This window comes from Pedomonas mirosovicensis (assembly GCF_022569295.1).
In the GTDB taxonomy this organism is placed as follows: Bacteria; Pseudomonadota; Alphaproteobacteria; order Sphingomonadales; family Sphingomonadaceae; genus Pedomonas; species Pedomonas mirosovicensis.
The window spans coordinates 1,598,540-1,617,570 of sequence record NZ_JAKFIA010000001.1 but is presented as its reverse complement, the minus strand read 5'-3'; the positions used below and the strand labels follow the sequence as shown (position 1 = coordinate 1,617,570).

17 protein-coding genes are annotated in these 19,031 nt (G+C 65.9%); 10 read left to right on the top strand and 7 right to left on the bottom strand.

Annotated features, from left to right (window positions below):
• Positions 1-143 precede the first annotated feature (143 nt).
• Positions 144-2,471: an FdhF/YdeP family oxidoreductase gene (locus L0C21_RS07780; protein WP_259277814.1), complete on the top strand. Its 2,328-nt coding sequence runs from the start codon at positions 144-146 to the stop codon at positions 2,469-2,471.
• Positions 2,468-2,797: a hypothetical protein gene (locus L0C21_RS07775; protein WP_259277813.1), complete on the top strand. Its 330-nt coding sequence runs from the start codon at positions 2,468-2,470 to the stop codon at positions 2,795-2,797. Before L0C21_RS07780 ends, L0C21_RS07775 begins: the two co-directional genes overlap by 4 nt.
• Here L0C21_RS07775 and fdhD read toward each other — a convergent pair.
• Complete coding sequence (gene fdhD, locus L0C21_RS07770; protein WP_259277812.1) at positions 2,754-3,596, bottom strand: formate dehydrogenase accessory sulfurtransferase FdhD; 843 nt, start codon at positions 3,594-3,596, stop codon at positions 2,754-2,756. The two genes, L0C21_RS07775 and fdhD, sit on opposite strands and share 44 nt — an antisense overlap.
• A gap of 278 nt (positions 3,597-3,874) precedes the next feature.
• Between fdhD and L0C21_RS07765 the strand changes: the two genes are divergently transcribed.
• A complete protein-coding gene (locus L0C21_RS07765; protein ID WP_259277811.1) occupies positions 3,875-5,254 on the top strand; it encodes a UDP-glucose dehydrogenase family protein in 1,380 nt (459 codons plus the stop codon).
• A gap of 157 nt (positions 5,255-5,411) precedes the next feature.
• Here the strand turns inward: L0C21_RS07765 and L0C21_RS07760 are convergent, their stop codons facing one another.
• The 3 genes from L0C21_RS07760 to L0C21_RS07750 all read right to left on the bottom strand — a co-directional run bounded on the left by L0C21_RS07760 (position 5,412) and on the right by L0C21_RS07750 (position 8,076).
• Positions 5,412-5,840: a hypothetical protein gene (locus L0C21_RS07760; protein ID WP_259277810.1), complete on the bottom strand. Its 429-nt coding sequence runs from the start codon at positions 5,838-5,840 to the stop codon at positions 5,412-5,414.
• Between the two features lie 87 nt (positions 5,841-5,927).
• On the bottom strand, positions 5,928-6,683 hold the full coding sequence (locus L0C21_RS07755) for a gamma-glutamyl-gamma-aminobutyrate hydrolase family protein (protein ID WP_259277809.1): 756 nt from the start codon (positions 6,681-6,683) through the stop codon (positions 5,928-5,930).
• Between the two features lie 88 nt (positions 6,684-6,771).
• Complete coding sequence (locus L0C21_RS07750; protein WP_259277808.1) at positions 6,772-8,076, bottom strand: NAD(P)/FAD-dependent oxidoreductase; 1,305 nt, start codon at positions 8,074-8,076, stop codon at positions 6,772-6,774.
• A gap of 273 nt (positions 8,077-8,349) precedes the next feature.
• Here L0C21_RS07750 and L0C21_RS07745 point away from each other — a divergent pair, with 273 nt between their 5' ends.
• The 3 genes from L0C21_RS07745 (at position 8,350) to L0C21_RS07735 (ending at position 11,805) form a co-directional block, all read left to right on the top strand.
• Complete coding sequence (locus tag L0C21_RS07745) at positions 8,350-9,873, top strand: fumarate hydratase (RefSeq protein WP_259277807.1); 1,524 nt, start codon at positions 8,350-8,352, stop codon at positions 9,871-9,873.
• 172 nt (positions 9,874-10,045) lie between these two features.
• On the top strand, positions 10,046-10,726 hold the full coding sequence (locus tag L0C21_RS07740) for an HAD family hydrolase (RefSeq protein ID WP_259277806.1): 681 nt from the start codon (positions 10,046-10,048) through the stop codon (positions 10,724-10,726).
• A gap of 224 nt (positions 10,727-10,950) precedes the next feature.
• The gene (locus tag L0C21_RS07735; protein WP_259277805.1) at positions 10,951-11,805 is read left to right on the top strand and encodes a metallophosphoesterase; all 855 of its coding nucleotides are present in this window, start codon (positions 10,951-10,953) and stop codon (positions 11,803-11,805) included.
• A gap of 350 nt (positions 11,806-12,155) precedes the next feature.
• Here the strand turns inward: L0C21_RS07735 and aguB are convergent, their stop codons facing one another.
• The 3 genes from aguB to L0C21_RS07720 are packed head-to-tail and all read right to left on the bottom strand — an operon-like array spanning position 12,156 to position 15,734.
• Positions 12,156-13,007 carry an N-carbamoylputrescine amidase gene (gene aguB / locus L0C21_RS07730; RefSeq protein ID WP_259277804.1) on the bottom strand — a complete coding sequence of 284 codons (852 nt, stop codon included), beginning with the start codon at positions 13,005-13,007 and terminating at the stop codon, positions 12,156-12,158.
• Positions 13,008-13,032: 25 nt separating this feature from the next.
• Positions 13,033-14,055 carry an agmatine deiminase family protein gene (locus L0C21_RS07725; protein ID WP_259278842.1) on the bottom strand — a complete coding sequence of 341 codons (1,023 nt, stop codon included), beginning with the start codon at positions 14,053-14,055 and terminating at the stop codon, positions 13,033-13,035.
• Positions 14,055-15,734 carry a M28 family metallopeptidase gene (locus L0C21_RS07720; RefSeq protein ID WP_259277803.1) on the bottom strand — a complete coding sequence of 560 codons (1,680 nt, stop codon included), beginning with the start codon at positions 15,732-15,734 and terminating at the stop codon, positions 14,055-14,057. Before L0C21_RS07720 ends, L0C21_RS07725 begins: the two co-directional genes overlap by 1 nt.
• Positions 15,735-16,004: 270 nt before the next feature.
• Here L0C21_RS07720 and L0C21_RS07715 point away from each other — a divergent pair, with 270 nt between their 5' ends.
• From L0C21_RS07715 to L0C21_RS07700, 4 genes are all read left to right on the top strand, one after another.
• The gene (locus tag L0C21_RS07715; protein WP_259277802.1) at positions 16,005-16,289 is read left to right on the top strand and encodes an usg protein; all 285 of its coding nucleotides are present in this window, start codon (positions 16,005-16,007) and stop codon (positions 16,287-16,289) included.
• A 115-nt stretch (positions 16,290-16,404) separates the two neighbouring features.
• Positions 16,405-16,728 carry a hypothetical protein gene (locus tag L0C21_RS07710; protein ID WP_259277801.1) on the top strand — a complete coding sequence of 108 codons (324 nt, stop codon included), beginning with the start codon at positions 16,405-16,407 and terminating at the stop codon, positions 16,726-16,728.
• A 140-nt stretch (positions 16,729-16,868) separates the two neighbouring features.
• Positions 16,869-17,537 (top strand): DsbA family protein, encoded by a 669-nt coding sequence (locus tag L0C21_RS07705; protein ID WP_259277800.1) that lies wholly within the window; start codon positions 16,869-16,871, stop codon positions 17,535-17,537.
• 599 nt (positions 17,538-18,136) lie between these two features.
• Positions 18,137-18,949, top strand: coding sequence for a ferredoxin--NADP reductase (locus L0C21_RS07700; protein ID WP_259277799.1), 813 nt, complete (start codon positions 18,137-18,139; stop codon positions 18,947-18,949).
• Positions 18,950-19,031 lie beyond the last annotated feature (82 nt).

Here is a 19,031-nt window from a genome sequence, read left to right as displayed (position 1 = left end):
TGGTTTCGGCAGGGTGGCGTATATGGGCCGCCCGGATCACAACGGCAATCCCCCCTCGCCCCGCCGCACGATCGGGCGTAGATGCCGCAGGAAACAAACCGAAGGCTTGCATCCGCCGCCGGATCGGGGAAACAGTTGCTGCTATGACGGAACAGAAACCAGAACGGCAAAACCAGCGCCCCGAACGGGCCTCCGAACAGTCTCCCGGGCGGCCCAGGGCTTCGGCCGGCGGCTGGGGCGCGCTTACCGCCGTGGCCCGCTCCCTCCTCCATTCCGGCAACCCGGCCAAGAGCGCGCTGAGCTTGCGCGGCGTCAACCAGCCTCACGGGTTCGACTGCCCTGGCTGCGCCTGGGGTGATCCGGAACACGCCTCCTCCTTCGAGTTCTGCGAGAACGGCGTGAAGGCCGTGGCGTGGGAGGCGACCTCCAAGACGGTTGGCCCCACCTTCTTCGCCGAACATTCCGTCGAATGGCTGAAGCGGCAGGACCATCACTATCTGGAATCCCAAGGGCGCATCGCGCAGCCCATGCGCTATGAGCGCACGCTCGACCGCTACGTGCCGGTGAGCTGGGAGGACGCCTTCGCACTCATCGGCCGGACGCTGCGGGAGCTGGAGAGCCCGGACGAGGCGCTGTTCTATACCTCCGGGCGCACCAGCAACGAGGCGGCGTTCCTCTATCAGCTGTTCGTGCGCGCGTTTGGGACCAACAACTTCCCCGACTGCTCCAACATGTGCCACGAGGCCTCGGGCGTTGCACTCACCGAGCAGATCGGCGTCGGCAAGGGCACGGTCCTGCTGGAGGATTTCGACAAGGCCGATGCCATCTTCGTGTGGGGCCAGAATCCGGGAACCAACCACCCGCGCATGCTGACCAGCCTGCGCGAGGCGGCGCTGCGCGGGGCCAAGATCGTGGTGTTCAACCCCGTGCGGGAGCGCGGGCTGGAGCGCTTCGCCCACCCCAAAAGCATGAAGGACATGCTGCCGGGCGGCGGCGTCGATATCGCCAGCCACTACCTCCAGGTGCGCGTGGGCGGCGACATGGCCGCCGCCAAGGGCCTCCTCAAGATCCTGCTAGAGAAGTACCAGGGCCGCCTCGACACCCGGTTCATTGAGGAACACACCGAAGGCCTCGAGCAGCTGAAGGCCGATGCCGAGGCCACGGATTGGTCAGAAATCGAGGCGCAATCGGGCCTGACGCGGGAGCAGCTGGAAGTTCCGGCCGAGATCTACGCCAACGCCGACAGGACCATCTTCACCTGGGCCATGGGCCTCACCCAGCACCGCCATTCGGTGGTGACCATCCAGACGCTCATCGACGTGCTGCTGCTCAAGGGCAACATCGGCAAGCCCGGCGCGGGCGCCTGCCCGGTGCGCGGCCACTCCAACGTGCAGGGCGACCGCACCATGGGGATCACCGAGCACCCGAGCGCCTTGTTTCTGGACCGGCTGGAGGCCACCTTCCCCATCAAGGCCCCGCGCAGGCCCGGCTACGGCACCATCACCGCCATCCAGGCGATGCTGGAGGGCAAGGCCAAGGTGTTCATCGGGCTGGGCGGCAACTTCGCCGCCGCCACGCCCGACACGAAGATGACCGAAGAGGCGCTCGCCCAAACCAAGCTGACGGTGCACATCTCCACCAAGCTGAACCGCAGCCACCTCATCGTGGGCGAGCAGGCGCTGATCCTGCCCTGCCTCGGGCGCACCGAAATCGACATCCAGAACGGCGTCCCCCAGATGGTGACGGTGGAGGACAGCATGTCGATGGTGCACGGCTCGGGCGGCATCAACAAGCCGGTCTCGCCGCATCTTCTGTCGGAGCCCGCCATCATCGCTGGCATGGCCAAGGCGACGCTGCCGGAGGTGAAGATCGATTGGGACGGCTATGTGGCCGACTACAGCCGCATCCGCGACGCCATAGCCAGGGTGGTGCCCGGCTTCGAGGGCTACAACCAGAAGGTGGCCAAGCCCGGCGGCTTCCACCTGCGGAACAGCGCCCGGGAGCGGGAGTGGAAAACGGAGACTGCCAAGGCCCGGTTCATGGCCAACCCCCTGCCCCCGGCCGAGTTCGCCACCGGCATCGCGGCGCAGCCGGCGGAAGGGCCGCGCGTTTTCACGCTGATGACCTTCCGCAGTCACGATCAGTACAACACCACCATCTACGGCTACGATGACCGCTACCGGGGCATCTACGGCTACCGCCGGGTGCTGTTCATGAACCGGGAGGACATGGCGGCCGAAGGGCTGGCGGTGGGCGATATCATCGACATCCGCACCGCCATCAACGACGGGGTGGAGCGGGTGGCCGAGGGCTTCCGCATCGTCGGCTACGATATTCCGCGCGGCCAGGTGGCCAGCTACTACCCGGAGACCAACGTGCTGGTGCCGCTGTGGAGCTATGGCGAACGCAGCATGACGCCGACCAGCAAGTCCATCCCCGTCGTCCTCGCCAAGCGAGACGCGGCCACATGACGAAGAGCGGCGGCGCGGACGGGACGGACAGCGCGGAAGGCCCGGCCTACCTCGCCCGTCTTTCCGATGTGCTGCCGGATGCCACGCCCCTCGGGCAGGCCATCTTCCTGCTGCTGGCCGAACGCGGCGAAGCCAAGCTTGCAGCGCTCGCCAAGGCGCTGGACCTGCCGCTGGCCCTGGTCGTGCGGGGCGCGAGCGAGTTAACCGGCCTGACGGATGAGCGAGGGGCGCCGCTCGCCACCCTGGCGGAAGGCGCCAGCCCCGGCGCGGGGCTCCTGCGCCTCACCCCCGCAGGGGCGGACCTGGCGCATCAGCTGGCGGGCTGAACAGGCCGCAAGGATCGTTGAACACCAGCACCGCGTCCCGCCGGGCCAGCGCCACCAGCGTCAAACCGGCGCGGCGGGCAAGATCCACCGCCAGATCGGTGGGCGCGGAGATGGCGACCAGGGCCGGAACGTTCGCCGCCGCGCACTTCTGGACCAGTTCGAAACTGCACCGGGAGGTGACGAGGGCAAAGCCGCTCGCCGCGTCCCGCCCTTCTCGCGCCAGCGCCCCGATCAGCTTGTCGAGCGCGTTGTGGCGGCCCACGTCCTCGCGGGCGAGCAGGATGTTGCCCTGCACATCGGCGAAGGCGGCAGCGTGGACGGCCCCGGTCTCCCGATTGAGCGGCTGGTGGCCAGAAAGTTCCTCCAGCGCCCGGAACAGCGCTTCGGGCGCGAGCGCGGGCGGGTGGCCGACAGCACGGACGGCGCGGATAGCGTGCTCAAGCTCGGTCACGCCGCAGATGCCGCAACCGGTCTGCCCCACCAAGCCGCGGCGGCGGTCGATGAGCGCCTCGGCGCGGTGGGCGGGAATATCGACCCGCACCAGGAGGCCGGGCGGGATCTCCCGCGCCTCGACGCCCTTAATCTCGGCGGCGCTCTCCACGATGCCCTCGGCGAGCGAGAAGCCGACGGCGAAGTCCTCAATGTCGCGTGGGGTTGCCATCATCACCACATGGGCAATGCCGTTGTAGGTGAGCGAAACCGGCACCTCCGCGGCCAAAAACCGCGAGGCCAAAGCCGCCGCTCCACCCGCCTCGACACGGATGACGGCAGCTGGCCCGGCCCTGGATTCACTTGCCAAAACACGCTCTTCCATACTGCCGTCTTCCACCCTGGGGCCCTTCCCCGCGCGCGTCCATCCTCTAGGATACGCGCTGCTGCCCTGCTCGCCAGCACAAAGTCGGAATCATATAATTCAAGATGCTTGCAAGGCCTCGCGCCAGGTGCCCTCAGCCCCGTGACAAGATGGCATAAGGCCATGCGTTCATGTGAAATTCAGCCCGTCATCATGATACCGTCACGATACGGACATAATGGTTTACGAGAACCCCGCGCTCATTGTTTGTGTCAGGAGGTCTTATGCGGATTGCTGTTGTCGGCACGGGTTATGTGGGCCTGGTTTCGGGTGCCTGCATGGCCGAGTTCGGGCACCAGGTCACCTGCGTTGACACGAACCCGGATATCGTCGCCCGCCTCAGCCGGGGCGAGCCGACCATCTACGAGCCGGGGCTCGATGATCTCCTGCAACGCAACATCAAGGCCAATCGCCTCACCTTCACCACCGAACTGGCGGCCGCCGTTCCCGAGGCGCAGGCCGTGTTCATCGCGGTCGGCACGCCCTCCCGGCGCGGCGACGGCCACGCGGACCTGACTTATGTGTTCGCCGCCGCCAAGGACATCGCAACCCACGCCCGCAACGGCGCGGTCATCATCACCAAGTCGACCGTTCCGGTCGGCACTGCCTCGCGCCTGCGCGAACTGGTGGCTGAGGTCGCCCCGCTGAAGAAGCTGGAAGTGGCCAGCAACCCCGAGTTCCTGCGCGAAGGCTCGGCCATTCAGGATTTCATGCACCCGGACCGGGTGGTGGTCGGCACCACCTCCGAGGAGGCCCGGCAGGTGCTGAAGGAGATCTACCGCCCGCTTTACCTGCGCGAGACGCCGATCCTGTTCGCCTCGTGCGAGACGGCGGAAGTCATCAAGTACGCCGCCAACGCCTTTCTCGCCACCAAGATCAGCTTCATCAACGAAGTGGCTGATTTGTGTGAGAAAGTCGGCGCGGACGTGCAGGACGTGGCCAAGGGCATCGGCCTCGACAAGCGCATCGGCGACAAGTTCCTCCACCCCGGCCCCGGCTACGGCGGCAGCTGCTTCCCCAAGGACACGCTCGCCCTGCTGCGGACGGCCGAGGAAGCCGGCGTGCCGCTGCGGCTCGTCTCGGCAACCGTCGAGGTCAACACCAACCGCAAGCAGAACATGGCCCAGCGCATCGTCGCCGCTTGCGGCGGCGCGGTGGACGGCAAGACCATCGCCGTGCTGGGCCTGACCTTCAAGCCCAACACCGACGACATGCGCGACTCGCCCGCGCTGGACATCGTGCCCGCGCTCCAGAAGGCCGGAGCCCATGTCCGCGCCTACGATCCGGTGGGCATGGAACACGCCGCCCCCTTGCTTCCGAACGTGGACTTCGCGGACGACCCCTACTCCGCCATGAAGGACGCCAGCGCCGTCGTCATCATCACTGAATGGAACGAATTCCGCGCGCTCGACCTCACCCACGTCAAGCGCCAGCTGAAGGAGCCGGTGTTCGTCGACCTGCGGAACATCTACCGCACGGCGGACATGGCCGCCGCCGGCTTCCGCTACGTCTCCATCGGCCGCCCGCAACTCGAACCCGCCGCCGTGGAAGACGAGCGCACCCCCGCAACGGTGGTGCCGCTGAAGCCGGTCGCCGGGGCGTAAACACTTAGGTTCTTCTTTCGCAGGAGGGGCTTACCCCTCCTGCACCTCCCCCTTTGTTTCGGGCCGTGCCCTTTATGACGGGCGCGCCCCGCAAAAACGAATGGGAGTGCAGAGGGTCTTGGACCCTCTGCAAAAACAAGTCGTTATTTAAAAACCCTCAGTTCCCGACCCGGCTCAGATCGAGCGAGAACTTACCGAAGCCGCCCTTCTCCTTCATGTCGAGTTCCAGATTGGCGGCATCGGGCGCGGTAGCGATCAGGCTGACCGTGCCGCCGGAGGGCAGCGCGCCGCTGTAGGCCTTCGGCCCGGTTTGTTTCAGCAGCACCTTCTGGGCCTTCATGCCGGGCAGAAACTCGTTCGGCAGGGAGAGCAGCATCTGCTCGCCCTTCGCCTTGGCAAGAGTGGCGACCTGCGGCTTGCCGGTTGGCGATGGCATGCCGCTCACCGCCCACGCGCCGGGAGAGAGGGCGGCCTCGGCGGCCATGGCGACAGTCTCGCCACCGAAGAGCGACAGCATCAGGCCAGCCAGAAGCGGCAGGGCCGAACGGGCGGCAGAGAGGCGCTTGAGCATCGTGGATCGGGGCATGGGTGTCCTCCCTGAAATGGTAGATCTGAGTTTCCAGGGAGGCTATCGACCAGCCGGGTTCGCACCAATCACCCGTTCGCGTAGGCCTTATGGAACGGCCAGTTCTTCACCGCGCAGCAGGCGGCCCATGAGGGAGAAGAAGGCCTGGCTGTCCGGGTTCTCGGCCGTGCGCCACTCGGGGTGCCACTGCACCGCCAGCACGGGCGCGCCGTTGCGAACGGTGGAGAAGGCCTCGACCACCCCGTCGGACGCCCGCGCCTCCACCTTCAGCCCCTCGCCCAGCCGATCGATGCCCTGATAGTGGACGGAATTGACCGTAATCCGGTGCTTGCCCATAGCGCCGGCCAGCACCCCATCGGGCGTGAGGTCGACCTCGTGCACGTGCTCGTACATGGCCGGAAAAACCATCTCGGGCGGGGCATGGTGGGCCAGCAGCGCGGGATGCTCGGCCATGTCGCGCCGCAAGGTGCCGCCGAAGGCGACGTTCAGCTCCTGAAAGCCGCGGCAGATGCCGAAAATGGGCTTGGAGCGGTCAAGCATCGCCTGGATGAGCGCCAGCACCATGGTATCGCGCCCCGGATCGAACGGCCCCGGCGGCTCCTCGATGGGATCGCCGTAATGCTTGGGGTCGATGTTGGAGGTGCTGCCCGTCAGCAGCAGCCCGTCGAGCAGCGGCGCGACCTCCTCGGCGCTCATCAGCTCAGGCAGGCCGGGCACCAGTACCGCCGCCGCATCGGCATGACGCATGGTCGTCGTGATATAGCGGCTCAGCACCGTCTGGGCGGGCACGCCGTCCACATCCCTGGCGCAGCAGATGATCCCGATGACCGGGCGGGCAGACATGGGAGACTCCCGTATCAAAAGCGGATGGACGCGTAAGAGAGGAACGCCAGCCCGCACGCGGGGCTCCGGCATATGCCGGAAGTAGGCCTCAGTGGGTCTCGCGCAAGGCAGCGAGCGCGCCGATGGCGGCGAAGATGGGCAGGCGCAGCCAGCGCCCGCCCGGCACGGCCAGGTTCGGCAGGTGGCTAATCAGCTCGAAGCGGCTGCACTCCCCGCCGATCGCCTCAACGATGAGCTTGCCCATGAGGTTGGCCAGCGCCACGCCCTGCCCCGCATAGCCATCGGCATAGAACACCGGGCCCTCCCGCCCGATGGCCGGCATCCGGCTCGACGTGACGGTGACGAGCCCGCTCCAGGCATAATCCAGCTTCACGCCCGCAAGGTGCGGGTAAACACTCTCCAGCCGGGGGCGGACGATGCTCTCGGGCGCTTCCTCCGGGTCGAGCCGGAAGCGCTCCCCACCGCCGAATAGCAGCCGCCGATCCGGCGACAGGTGGAAATAGTTCGCCGACATGCGGGTGTCGCACACCGCCAGCCCATCCTTCACCAGCGTCGCCGCCACGTCCTTCGGCAGCGGCTCGGTGGCGGCGGCAAAGGCGGTGAGCGCCCCGGTGCGCCGCTCCACCCGGTTCAGCAGCTTGCCGGTCTGGGCCCCGCAGGCCAGCACCACGGTCTTGGTGAGCACCTTGCCGCGCTGGGTTTCCACCAGCATCCGGCTGCCCGCCGGGCGCAGGCGGACAACCCGGCTGTTCTCATGCAGGCGCGCGCCGGCGCCCTCCGCCGCTCGCGCCAGCCCGAGGGCCAGATTGAGCGGGTGAAGATGGCCGCCTTCCGCATCCAGAACGCCGCCGTGAAAGGCTTCCGAGCCGGTGAGGCGAGCGACGGTCTCCCGATCGACCAGGCGGCTGTGGCCGTAGCCGAACAGCTGGCTCCTGCAGTCGACCACGGCTTCCAGCATTTCCATATCGCTGGCCGTCGCGGCGGCGATGAGGTGCCCCTTGTTGGCCTCGCAATCGATGGCGTGCCGCCCGATCCGCAGCCACAGCTGCTCGACCGCTTCCGTTGCAAGCGCGAAAAGCTGGCGTGCCCTCGCCTCGCCGAACTGTTGAATGAGGCTGCGGCTGGTGCGGCTCCAGCCGGGCATCACCTGCCCGCCGTTCAGCCCCGACGCGCCCCAGCCGATGCGCCGGCCTTCCAGCAGCACGACCGACAGACCCCGCTCCGCCCCGTGCAGCGCGGTCGACAGCCCGGTATAGCCGCCGCCGATGACGCACACGTCCACCTGCTTCACGCCTTCCAGCGCCGGGCGGAACGGGGCCACATGGGCCGTCGCCGCAAAGTAGGACTGCGGGTAATCGTGCAGGTGCGCGGTGTCCTCAGTGCTGACTGTCATGGCGATCCCGAGCAAGGGGCGAAAGCCTGATCCTCCAGCCGTTCCCGGCTGGCACGCATTCCGGCAACTTTGTGCACATATGATAACGTTGCTACCAAATATACAACCATTAAGCACATATGTCGTCAGTGTTTTTTGGTCTTAAGACCCTGCCGCGCGCTGCCTTCCCGCCCTCAAATGATGTTTGACGGGCGCGGCCAAGAAGAGCAAAGGCATGGGCGACGCGAAGCTGTGCCGTTCGCGCCGAGCTGAATTGAGTTCGAGGATCTTGCAATGACCGTAATTCGCCAGGACGACGTCATCGAGTCCGTCGCCGACGCCCTCCAGTACATCTCCTACTTCCACCCGATGGATTACATCCGGGCGCTGGGCCGCGCCTACGAGCTGGAGCAGTCCCCGGCCGCCAAGGACGCCATCGCGCAGATCCTCACCAACAGCCGCATGTGCGCCGAAGGCCTGCGCCCCATCTGCCAGGACACCGGCCTTGTCGTCGTCTTCGTGAAGGTGGGCATGAACGTCCGCTGGGATGCGACCATGAGCCTCGAGGACATGATCAACGAGGGCGTGCGCCGCGCCTACATGCACCCCGAAAACCGCCTGCGCGCCTCGATCGTCGCCGACCCCGCCTTCGGCCGCAAGAACACCCACGACAACACCCCCGCCGTCATCCACACCCAGATCGTGCCGGGCGACCATGTGGAAATCGCCGTGGCGGCCAAGGGCGGCGGCTCGGAGAACAAGTCCAAGTTCGTGATGCTGAACCCCTCCGATGATATCGTCGAGTGGGTGCTGAAGACCGTGCCGCTGATGGGCGCGGGCTGGTGCCCGCCGGGCATGCTCGGCATCGGCATCGGCGGCTCGGCCGAAAAGGCCATGCTGCTGGCCAAGGAATCGCTCATGGAGCCGATCGACATGGCCGAGCTGAAGGCCCGCGGCCCGCGCACGAAGATCGAGGAACTCCGCATCGAGATCTTCGACAAGGTGAATGCGCTGGGCATCGGCGCGCAAGGGCTTGGCGGCCTTTCAACCGTGCTCGACGTGAAGATTCACGACTACCCGACCCACGCGGCCTCCAAGCCGGTGGCGATGATCCCCAACTGCGCGGCCACCCGCCACGCCCACTTCACGCTGACCGGCAACGGCCCGGCCTATCTGGAGCGCCCGAAGCTGGACGAGTGGCCGAAGGTGCAGTGGACGGCCTCCCCCTCCGCCCGCCGGGTGAACCTCGACACCCTGACGCCGGAGGAAGTGGCGAGCTGGAAGCCGGGCGAGCGCCTGCTGCTGAACGGCAAGATGCTCACGGGGCGCGACGCCGCCCACAAGCGCATTCAGGAGCTGCTGGCCAGCGGCCAGGGGCTGCCCGAGGGCGTCGATTTCCGCAACCGGGTGATCTACTACGTCGGCCCGGTCGACCCGGTGCGCGACGAGGTGGTCGGCCCGGCCGGCCCCACCACCGCCACCCGCATGGACAAGTTCACCGACATGATGCTGGAGCAAACCGGCCTCATCGCCATGGTGGGCAAGGCCGAGCGCGGGCCGGTCGCCATCGAGTCCATCAAGAAGCACAAGGCGGCCTACCTGATGGCCGTGGGCGGCGCAGCCTACCTCGTCTCCAAGGCGATCAAGAACAGCCGCGTCGTCGCCTTCGAAGACCTCGGCATGGAAGCCATCTACGAGTTCGAGGTCGAGGACATGCCCGTCACCGTCGCCGTCGACTCGACCGGCGAGAGCGTCCACCACACCGGCCCGCTGGTGTGGCGCGAGAAGATCGCCAAGAAGGAAGTGGAACTGGCGTAAGCCCTCCCCGCCTTTCGGCAACCGCGAAGAAGCCGTGCCTCAGCAATGAGGCGCGGCTTCTTCCGTTTGGGCGGAAAGAAACCACGCCGCCACCCGTTCCATGCGGCGTATGCATAACTTCTATTAATTAAAACGTTTTGGTTTATTTGGCGTGAAGGGCTAATGTCGCTCCATGAAAATTTCCCCACCGACTGCGATCATCTTCGACTGCGATGGCGTTCTCGTTGACAGCGAGGTGCTGAGCAGCGAAGCCCATGCGAAGGCGCTGACGGCCATTGGCTACCCGATCACCCCGGAGGAGGCGCTGCGCCGCTTCCAGGGCCTCTCGGAATACCAGATGTATGACGTGATCGCGGCGGATTGGGGCCGCCCCCTGCCCCCCGACTACGATGACCGCTACAAGGCCACCATTACCGATATCTACCGCTACAAGCTCCAGCCCATCGATGGGGTGGTCGAGGTGGTGACCGGCATCGACCTGCCCAAGGGCGTCGCCTCCAACAGCGCCGCCGGAATGCTGGACATGAAGCTGCGCCACGTGGGCCTCTATGACCAGTTCGCGCCCAACATCTTCAGCATTTCACAGGTGAAGCGGGGCAAGCCCGCGCCGGACCTCTACCTTTATGCGGCCGAGCACATGGGCGTCGCCCCTGGGGACTGCCTCGTCATCGAAGACAGCGTGCCCGGCCTGCGCGCCGCGCGATCCGCCGGAATGCGGGTGCTGGGCTTCACCGGCGCAACCCACGCCGGGCAAAAGCCGGACGCCAAGCTGCTGGCCGAGGGCGCGCTTCTCACCTTCGACGACATGCGTGCCCTGCCCGCGCTGCTTGAGGATATCCGCGCCAGCGCCTGATCCGCATCTGGGCCTGATCCGCGCCCGGCTTTGGATTGCCTTGGTGCGACGCCGGTCTGACAGCCAGCGCCGTTCACCGCTTCCATGTGTTCGGCGGGACGCGCGCCATGCTAGGCATCGCGCATTGCCACTTAATTGCTATTGCAAAGTTATCAATGCGTTACGCGAGTTTATTGTTTCATAACATTATGCCGCGCCACCAGTCTCAGCGCAGCCCCGGCCCAATGACGAAGCAGCGTTTCATCAAATGGGCCGCGCTCGTGACAGTCATTCTGCTGGCGCTGCTGATTGGGCACATGGTCAGCCTGGCCCGGTCCGCGCCCGTGGTGCGGCACGCCTCCCTCACCCTCGCGGACTGGCCCAAGGGCCAGCCCCCGGTCCGCATCGCCCTCGTCTCGGACATTCACATCGCCGGGCCGGACATGCCGCCCTCTCACCTCGACAGGGTTGTGGCCCGGATCAACGGATTGCGGCCGGACATTGTTCTGCTTGCGGGGGACTTCCTCAGCGACAAGAAAACCACCACCCGCCGTTATACGCCGGAGGAGGCCACGGCCCCGCTCGGGGCGTTGCATGCGCCGCTCGGCGCCGTCGCGGTGCTCGGCAACCATGATTACTGGGTCGATGCGGCTGCCATCCGCACGGCCCTGCGCCACCGGGGCATTACGGTGCTCGCCAACACCGCCGTGCAGCGCGGGCCGCTGGCCATCGGCGGGGTTGACGACGACGTGACCGGTCACGCCGACCTGCCCAGGGTCGCGCGAGCCCTCGCCGCCCTCAAGGGCGCGAAGCTGGTGCTCAGCCACAGCCCGGATGTCTTCCCTGACCTGCCCGCGACGATCGGCCTGACGGTGGCGGGGCACACCCATTGCGGGCAGATCGCCCTGCCGGGGCTCGGGCCGCTGATTACCCACTCGCGCTACGGCCAGCGCTACGCCTGCGGCCTGATCCGCGAAGGGCACAAGGCGCTCATCGTCACCGCCGGGCTCGGCACCAGCATGTTGCCGCTGCGTCTCGGCGCGCCGCCCGACTTCTGGCTCATCACGGTCGGTCCCGCCGGTGCGGCGACGAAGGGCTAAGGAAATTTGCAGGGGGCCTTGCCCCCTTGCATCCCGTTCATTTGAGAGGGGCCGTGCCCTGCATCAGGGCCGGTCTATCACATTAAAATGCCTACCTGTTCCGGGTGGGGCGTTCGATATTTTCTGCATATTTCCCCTGCTCCCCCGTCCTTTCCCCATTCAATAGGGCGCAACGGCGGCCCCGTGTGCGGCCGGAAGAAACGAAAGGGAGTGCGGAGGGGCCAAACCCTTCTGCGTAAAATTATTCATAAAAACAATAACATAATAAAAAGCCGCGCCCCCTTTGCGGGAGGCGCGGCAAGTCTCGTGGCAATTGGGAAGCGGGCTTGAACCCACCTCCGCCGTAATAACTAGATGTCTTGTGTTAAACGGCCATAGAGCTCCGGCCGCCGATCGCGGAAAAATCCGAAGGCGTAGCGGTGCTTCTGGATCAAATCGAGGTCGAAGGTGCCGATGACGACGCCGGTCTCGCCGTCGCCGAGTTCGGAGACCTTGTCGCCACGGTGGCTGGCGACGAAGCTGTGGCCGTAGAAGTGCTGGCCGCACTCATCGCCGATGCGGTTGGCCGCAACCACCGGAACGACGTTGGAGACGGCGTGGCCGATCTGGGCGCGCTGCCACAGGGCGCTGGTGTCCAGCTCCGCGTCATGCGGCTCGGAGCCAATGGCGGTGGGGTACATCAGCACCTCCGCGCCTTGCAGCATCATGGCGCGGGCGCACTCGGGATACCACTGGTCCCAGCAGATGCCGACGCCGACGGTGCCGTGGCGCGTCTTCCACACCTTGAAGCCGGTGTTGCCGGGGCGGAAGTAGAACTTCTCCTGATAGCCCGGCCCATCGGGGATGTGGCTCTTGCGGTAGACGCCCATGATCCCGCCCTCGTCGTCAATCATGGCGAGGGAGTTGTAATAGTGGTGGCCGTCCCGCTCGTAGATCGAGGTCGGGATATAGACCTTCAGCTCCTTCGCCAGCTTCTGCATTTCCAGCACAGCCGGATGCTCCTCCACGGGGTAAGCCTTGGAGAAGAAGTCCTCCTGCTGGTCCTTGCAGAAGTAGTGGCCCTGAAACAGCTCGGGCGGAAGGATCACCTGACCGCCCTGACGGGCCGCCTCGCGCACGAGGGCGGCGACGGCAGCAATGTCCGTCTTCATGTCGTCGGTGAAGGCGAGCTGAAGCCCCGCAACCGTAATCTGACGCGTCATTCGCTGATTGACCCTTTTCCCTAGCTTACTTGCCGTCCACCACGGGGAAGCTCGGCACCTGCTGCGTGATGCAGTGGAACGAGCCGCCGCCGGTGAGGATGTGGTCCGCCCGCAGGCCCACGGCCTTGCGGCCGGGGAACAGCTTGCCGATGGCCTCCACCGCCGCATCGTCCCACTTCGTGCCGTAGACGGGCACGACGACGGTCGTGTTGGCGATGTAGAAGTTGGAGTAGGACGCCGGGATCACCTCGCCGTCCTCATTCTCCACCCGGCCCGCAGATGGGAAGGTGACGACCTCAATTCCAGGGTATTTCTTGAGGCGCGCCAGCGCATCGGCGAAAATGTCGCGGTTCGGGTCGTCCGCGTCCCGCGCCTCGGGCAGCGCGACGACGCCGGGGGCGACGAAGCGCGCCAGATTGTCGATGTGCCCGTCCGTGTGGTCGTTCACCAGACCATCGCCCAGCCAGAGAATGCGCTCGACGCCCAGCTGCTCGGCCAAGTGCCGCTCGATCTGCTCGCGCGAGAGGTTCGGGTTGCGGTTGGTGTTGAGGAGGCACTGCTCGGTGGTGAGCGCCGCGCCTTGTCCGTCCACATCGACCGAGCCGCCTTCCAGCACCCAGTCGAACTCACGGAACGGCAGGCCGCACGCCTTGCCGACGGCAACCGACACCGCATCATCGAAGGGCAGCACATACTTGCCACCCCAGCCGTTGAAGCGGAAGCCGTGGGCGGCAAGGCCCTCAGCGCCTGCCACGAAGATGGGCGCGGTGTCGCGCAGCCAGATATCCCCGAAGGGGATGGCATGCAGGATCGCCCCCGTGCCCGCCAGCGCGGCCTCGGCACTTGCCTTCGCTTCCTCGTTGGCAACGAGAATGTTCAGCTGCTCGCCCCGACGCGCGCCGGTGGCCGGATCCACGTCCGCAATGGCATGGAACAGCGCCGCGACTTCCGCGCGCGCAGGTTCCAGATCCTCGACCCACAGGTCGGCATGGCTGGGCCATGCCGACCAGACTGCATCATGCTTCGCCCATTCGGCGGGTTGACGCATCACTTACTCGCTCCCTTGAGAGACGCTTCGCGCGCCGCGCCAAACTCGGCGCTCGGCAACCACTTGGGCCACTGGCCCGAATTCGCAAGGTCCAGACCGGTCTGGAACAGCAGCTCCGCATCTTCCGCCGTGCCGGAAAAGTCCATATCCGGCGTCACTTCATCGGACGGCTTGTGGTAATCGTGCGCCACATAGCGGGCAGACTGCTGGCGGCCCCACTCCGGCCCCTTGCCGACCACGTCAACGCCGCTGTCGGCGTAGAGCATCGGCACGCCCACCTTGGCCAGCTCGAAGTGGTCGGAGCGGTAGTAGGAACCGGCCTCCGGCTTGGGCTCCGGCACGAGGACGCGGCCCTGCATGGCGGCGTGCTTCTTCAGAAGCGGCTCCAGCTCGGACTTGCCGGTGCCGACCACCACCACGTCGCGGGTGCGACCGAAGGTGCTGAGCGCGTCCATATTGAAGCCGGCCACCGTCTTGGGCAGCGGATAGAGCGGGTTGGCGGCATAGAACTTGGAGCCGAGCAGGCCGGACTCCTCGCCGGTGACGGCCAGCAGCACCACCGAGCGCTCCGGCTTGGCGGCGGCAAACCGCTTGCCAATCTCGATCAGGCCGGCGATGCCGGTGGCGTTGTCCACCGCGCCGTTGCAGATGTCATCGCCGGTCTCGTCCGCCGTGCAGCGGCCGATATGGTCCCAGTGGGCGGTGTAGAGGATGTACTCGTCCGGCCGCTTGGTGCCGGGGACGATGCCGACCACGTTCTGGGAAGCAGACCGGCGAATGGTGTTGTTGAGCGTTGCCGAGACCTTGAGATCGCCCATGTCCACGGCCTTGAAGCCCGGCTTGGCGGCAGCGGCGACGAGCGCCTTGTAGTCGAGCCCGGCGCTCGCGAACAGGCGCTGGGCGGCGTCGTTGGTGAGCCAGCCTTCAACGGCGGCGCGGTCCATGCCGTCGTTGTCGTGGGCGATGTCCAGCTGCGGGCCGGTCCAGCTGGTCTTGACCACATCCCACGGATAGGCGGCCGGGGCGGTATCGTGGATGATGAGCACGCCCGCCGCGCCCTTGCGGGCCGCTTCCTCATACTTGTAGGTCCAGCGGCCGTAGTAGGTCATGGTCTTGCCGTTGAACAGCTTGGGGTCCTGCGTCGCAAAACCCGGATCGTTCACCAGCACGACCACCGTCTTGCCCTTCACGTCGAGCCCGGCGTAGTCGTTCCAGTTCCACTCCGGCGCGTCGATGCCGTAGCCGACGAACACCAGGTCGGAATTCTCAAGCTTCACCTGCTCGCGCACGCGCTTGGTCCAGATCACCTGATCGTTGATGTAGTTCAGCGTGATCGGCTGCTTGCCGCCGGTGATGGTGAGCGGCGTCGGGGCCGTGGTGCTCTCCACCATCGGCACAGCCTGGAACCAGCCGCCCTTCTCGCCGCCCGGCTTGATGCCGCCCTTGGCCATCTGGTCAGCGATGTAGCGGACGGTCAGTTCCTCGCCCTTGGTCGCCGGAGCGCGGCCCTCGAATTCGTCGGACGCCAGAGTCTTCACATGCTCGCCAATGGTGACGGGCGAAATCGCCTGCCCCAGCGTCGCAGCCTGGGCGGAAAAGCCAGCGCCCGTCAGGCACAGGCCCAGGGCTGTCGAACTCAGGATGGCTGTCGCGGTCAAAAGGCCGGTCGCGCGGAACATAGGCACCTCTTTTGCTAGATTTTCTGGCAAGGCTTCCCCCTCGGGATTTCCGCTTCCTTCCATGTTGCGGGGGGCCGGTCAAGACGCAGCGAGGCGATGCCGCCGTTAGCACTCACTCAAGATGAGTGATAATAATATGCGACAATATTCAGAATTTTGAGACGAAACGAGGCAATAGGCCGTAGGTGTTCGTGCGTTAAAAGGCGTAGAATAGCTTGTACACGCCGGTTCCCTGGCAGACCAAAATAGGGTGTTTTAGGGAGTCAATGTATGACGATGCGTACGGAAAATTCGACGGAATTCGAGCTCCGCCTGAAGGGATACTCGCTCCTGACGGCAGAAATCCTTTACTGGATGCCGGATCATCATGATCTGCTCCAGAGTTTCGTGTGGCAAACCCTCGATATTGCGCCCCGTTTTCCCCGGCTGCACCGGTTCCTCGATTACTGGCGGGAGCACATCGAGGCTCCGCTGCACTCAATCCAGATCACCCATGCCAGCCTTGTAACGCCGGCAGAGATGAAACTGGTGGGTTCGGAGTTCCGCCTGCACTAGGCGGCGCGGGGCCGTCTGCCGACCCACAAAAATCCTTAACGCCTGAGGGCCGCTGCGGTGGCCTTCCGGCATATCCGAACCATATTCTGTCGGGCACCGTTTGAGGGAGAGCGCCATGTCCCTAAAGAAGCAAGGAGCCTTGCAAGCCTGGCTGCGCCCCGCCAATCCGGACTGGGCGACCGACAGCCACCGTTACATCTTTCCGCCACTGTCCTCCGACGGCATCCGCATGCACATCACCAAGCAGGCGGACCGCACCGTCGAGGTGCTGGTATCCACCCGTGATGCCAGCTTCACCTTCCATGCGCCCATGCCCCAGCAGCTTGCCCCCAAGGGGCTGTTCGTCTGCGTGACCTGGCAGGACGGCGAGACCATCGACCTGCAACTGGGCGAGGAGAAGGTGGGCTCCCACCCCTTCCACCTGCCCGCCCTCGCCTGAGCGCAACCCGGGCCGGGTTCTCCGGCCCTTCGCGCTGCTCGTTTACTCCCTCCTCCGCCTTCCCTATCCTGCTTCCCGCCGCGCCGCGTGGCGGTATGCCATCATGCGCCACGCAAGCAGGCGGAGCAGGGAGACACGCATTGAAGCAGCGCACCTTCTGGCTGGCGGCGATTGCCGGCGTGGTCTTCATCGCCCTTGCCGCCGAAATGCTGAGCCGGATGGGCGGCGGCGGGCCGGGCGTTCCCCTCGCCCTGTCTCCGGAGGCTTTCTTCGAGGATGCGACTGCCCCGCAACATACGCCGGAGCAGCATGACCTGACGATCGTGGTCTACTCCGACTACCAGTGCCCGCACTGCCGCAGGGCCGATGCGGCATTGCAGACACTGCTGCGGGAAGACCCGCGCATCCGCGTGGTCTACCGTGACTGGCCGCTGCTGGGCCCCGCCTCGCTCGACGCGGCGCGGTTCGCCATCGCCAGCCAGTGGCAGGGCCGCCATGGCGCGTTCCACACGGCGCTGATGGAGAGCCCCGGCCGCCTCGGCGACGAGACCATCCGCCGGGCCGCCGCGCAGGCTGGCGTGGACTGGCAGCGGCTGGAGGAGGACCTTGCGGCCCATGAGGATGAAATCGATGCCCTGCTCGCCCGCAATGCGACGCAGGCGGCCCAGCTTGGCCTTGTGGGCACGCCAGGCTTCCTGATCGGGCGCTACCGCGTACCGGGGGCTATCGACCTGCCAACCATGCGCGATATCGTTCGCCGGGCACGGGAGGATGCGACGGCCCGCGCGGCGGGCGCACCGCCACGCTAGACGTTTCCCTTCCGGCTTCCCATATGAGCGCGGCCCTGGGGCCTCGCCCGGCAGGCGCAGGCGGGACGCGGCAAATCAGCACGCCGGGACGCCGTTTTACCGCGCAAGCCCGCCCGCGAGTCGCCGCAAGAGGCGTCGCAGCGCCGTGATTGGCAAGCGAGAGCGCGCATATTCCGCCTCTCGCCACAGCCCCGGCCGGCGACTCCCCGAAACCTGAAAAGACAAGGTTTCTCCGGGTGATAACAGAGGCTCTTAATGGAGGAATGTGCGCCCGAAACCCGCCGGGGCAGGCAAGAAATTGTTTATTCGGGATAAGCGGATCTTTCGGCCACCGGCTAAGCCATTAAAGAAACAAGGGTTTCCCTAAAACCGGCCCTTCGGCGCACGCCTTGCGACACGCGCGCGCTGAGGATAAAGAAGCAACCGGCGTGACCCTGACGATGATGGCTGGTGAGCAGGCAGCTTGTCCGCTCGAGGTATGAATGAAGCGGGCCTTGCCCGCAGGAGGGCCGCGCCGGGGGCCTTTACAGTCCGGCTTGCGGATACTGTCTTGACGACGGCGCCCGCCATAACACGTTGATTAAGAGGAACTGTCACCAATGAGCGATCGCCTGCAGCATATGCCCAAGCTTGAGCCCTCCGCTGCGCTGACTGTAGAGACCGTCCTGAAGGTTCACCACTGGAACGAGCATCTCTTCAGCTTCTCGATCACGCGGCCGGCCAGCTTCCGCTTCCGTTCGGGCGAGTTCGTGATGATCGGCCTGCCCGGCGAGCAGCGCCCGCTGCTGCGCGCCTACTCGGTGGCCAGCCCGGCCTACGCCGAGGAGCTCGAGTTCCTGTCGATCAAGGTGCCCGATGGACCGCTGACCTCGCGCCTCCAGAAGATCCAGCCGGGCGATGAAATCTTCCTCGGCCGCAAGCCGACCGGCACGCTTGTCACCGACGCCCTGCTGCCGGGCAAGCGCCTGTTCCTGCTGTCCACCGGCACCGGCCTGGCTCCGTTCCTCAGCCTGATCCGCGATCCGGACGTCTATCAGCTGTTCGATCAGGTGGTGGTGGTCCACTCCGTGCGCCGCGTCAGCGACCTTGCCTACCGCGAGGAGCTGGAAGCCAAGCTGGCCGATAATCCGCTGGTCGACGAGCAGGCCAAGACCCAGCTGCACTATGTGCCGACCGTCACCCGCGAGGAATTCCACACCACGGGGCGCATCAACACGCTGATCGAGAACGGCAAGCTGTTCGAAGGCCTCGACGGCCCGGCCAAGCTGGACCCGGAAACCGACCGCGTGATGCTGTGCGGCAGCATGAACATGATCAAGGAATTCCAGTCCCTGCTGGAAGGCCAGGGCTTCATCGAAGGCTCCAACGCCTCGCCGGGCCAGTTCGTCATCGAACGCGCCTTCGTGGGCTGATGTTTTCCTTATGCAGGGGTCTCGGACCCCTGCACCCCGTCTGAATTCAAGGGCCGCGTCCTGCTACAAGGGTGCGGCCCTT

Coding starts and splice junctions, on each gene's coding strand:
- L0C21_RS07745 (WP_259277807.1), top strand. CDS start 8,350: ATGACCGTAATTCGCCAGGACGACGTCATCGAGTCCGTCGCCGACGCC.
- L0C21_RS07765 (WP_259277811.1), top strand. CDS start 3,875: ATGCGGATTGCTGTTGTCGGCACGGGTTATGTGGGCCTGGTTTCGGGT.
- L0C21_RS07740 (WP_259277806.1), top strand. CDS start 10,046: ATGAAAATTTCCCCACCGACTGCGATCATCTTCGACTGCGATGGCGTT.
- L0C21_RS07725 (WP_259278842.1), bottom strand. CDS start 14,055: ATGCGTCAACCCGCCGAATGGGCGAAGCATGATGCAGTCTGGTCGGCA.
- L0C21_RS07700 (WP_259277799.1), top strand. CDS start 18,137: ATGAGCGATCGCCTGCAGCATATGCCCAAGCTTGAGCCCTCCGCTGCG.
- L0C21_RS07710 (WP_259277801.1), top strand. CDS start 16,405: ATGTCCCTAAAGAAGCAAGGAGCCTTGCAAGCCTGGCTGCGCCCCGCC.
- L0C21_RS07755 (WP_259277809.1), bottom strand. CDS start 6,683: ATGTCTGCCCGCCCGGTCATCGGGATCATCTGCTGCGCCAGGGATGTG.
- L0C21_RS07715 (WP_259277802.1), top strand. CDS start 16,005: ATGACGATGCGTACGGAAAATTCGACGGAATTCGAGCTCCGCCTGAAG.
- L0C21_RS07720 (WP_259277803.1), bottom strand. CDS start 15,734: ATGTTCCGCGCGACCGGCCTTTTGACCGCGACAGCCATCCTGAGTTCG.
- L0C21_RS07735 (WP_259277805.1), top strand. CDS start 10,951: ATGACGAAGCAGCGTTTCATCAAATGGGCCGCGCTCGTGACAGTCATT.
- L0C21_RS07760 (WP_259277810.1), bottom strand. CDS start 5,840: ATGCCCCGATCCACGATGCTCAAGCGCCTCTCTGCCGCCCGTTCGGCC.
- L0C21_RS07775 (WP_259277813.1), top strand. CDS start 2,468: ATGACGAAGAGCGGCGGCGCGGACGGGACGGACAGCGCGGAAGGCCCG.
- L0C21_RS07750 (WP_259277808.1), bottom strand. CDS start 8,076: ATGACAGTCAGCACTGAGGACACCGCGCACCTGCACGATTACCCGCAG.
- L0C21_RS07780 (WP_259277814.1), top strand. CDS start 144: ATGACGGAACAGAAACCAGAACGGCAAAACCAGCGCCCCGAACGGGCC.
- aguB (WP_259277804.1), bottom strand. CDS start 13,007: ATGACGCGTCAGATTACGGTTGCGGGGCTTCAGCTCGCCTTCACCGAC.